This is a genomic window from Acinetobacter nosocomialis NIPH 2119 (assembly GCF_000368085.1).
Lineage (GTDB): Bacteria > Pseudomonadota > Gammaproteobacteria > Pseudomonadales > Moraxellaceae > Acinetobacter > Acinetobacter nosocomialis.
On sequence record NZ_KB849239.1, the window covers coordinates 3,564,811 to 3,566,226 of the forward strand.

The window sequence follows — 1,416 nt, forward strand, 5'->3', positions numbered from 1 at the left end:
AAAAGCACACAAGTTACGCGCTCATAGCTCAGCTGGATAGAGCACTTGGCTACGAACTAAGGGGTCGGGAGTTCGAATCTCTCTGAGCGCACCAACTTGAAGAATTAACCGCTTTTATAGCGGTTTTTTTGTGCCTGTTATTTAGTAAAATTTTAAAAATCTAAATTTATAACTTTTTAATTATATTAGAGATAATGATAAATGAATCTGGCTTTATTTGACTTTGATGGCACGATCACTCATAACGATACTTTTAGTTTATTTCTTAAATTCTCTTTGAGTAGAAAAACTCAAATATTAGGTGGCCTTCGGCTTGCGCCTTATATTGCAGGATATAAGTTCGGATGGGTAACGGATAAAACCATACGAACTAAGCTCTGTCAGGTGGGATATATAGGCTATGATGCAAACTCTCTAAAATATATGGGACAAGAGTTTGCTAAAACGGTAATTCCTACCTGTATTCGTGAAAATGCTTTAGAACGTATTCACTGGCATAAACAGCAAGGAGATCAGGTTGTTGTGGTATCCGCTTCATTGGGTGTTTATTTAGAAAGTTGGTGTCAGTCTTTAGATTTGGACGTTATCTGTAATCAACTTGAAATAGATAATGGTATTTTAACGGGTAATTTTATTAATGGTGATTGTGGTTATTTAGAAAAAGTAAATAGAATAAAAAATAAATATGACCTAACCCAATATTCTACAATTTATGCTTATGGAGATACTCCTAATGATTATGCAATGTTAGAGCTAGCACATAAGAAATATTATAGATGGCAAGAGATGAATTAATTATTAATTAATATTTAAAAATATATTTAAAAAAGAAAGCCACTTTATCAGTGGCTTTCTTGAAGATTATTAAACAGTGTGTACAGAGATATTTAAGAAGTGGTCAGTAAGTAGTGACTGAGGTACTAAAGTATGAACCGTGTCTGTTACGTTAGATACTGTAGAAGTTACTCCGCCTAAGTTACCAGTTACTCCACCTAATAAGTTAGAAATAACATCTGTGCCACCTGTACCAGTTACGCCACCAGTTAAGCTACCTACGATATCTGTTACGACACCAATAGGGTTGCTGCCAGCTGTACCCCCAGTCACACCACCGATAATATCGGTAACTGTGCCAAGTGGGTTACTTCCAGTAGCACCACCAGTTAAACCCCCAATAATGTCAGTCACAGTGCCAAGTGGACTATCACCGCCTACACCACCAGTAACACCGCCAATAGCACCAGTCGCACCACCAAGAATGTCGGTTAAAATGCCAGCCGCAGTTGTGCCATTTGAAACGAGAGTGTTGACAATACCAGTCGCATGATCAGTTGCACCTTGGATATTGCCGCCCACTAAATCAGATACAACTTCAAGCGCACCATTTACAGTATCGCGAGAAGTTTCAAAAGTTAA

The 1,416-nt window shown here is 37.7% G+C and carries 1 protein-coding gene, 1 tRNA gene and 1 pseudogene; 2 read left to right on the top strand and 1 reads right to left on the bottom strand.

Annotation, left to right across the window (positions count from 1 at the left end; genetic code table 11):
• Positions 1-17: 17 nt before the first annotated feature.
• Positions 18-94, top strand: a tRNA-Arg gene (locus F984_RS20560).
• 107 nt (positions 95-201) lie between these two features.
• Entirely contained in the window at positions 202-795 is a 594-nt protein-coding gene (locus F984_RS20565; protein ID WP_004711834.1) for an HAD family hydrolase, read from the top strand.
• Positions 796-864: 69 nt separating this feature from the next.
• On the opposite strand, the pseudogene F984_RS20570 reads toward F984_RS20565, so the two are convergent.
• Positions 865-1,416, bottom strand: a pseudogene (locus F984_RS20570) (hypothetical protein); the annotation flags it as partial.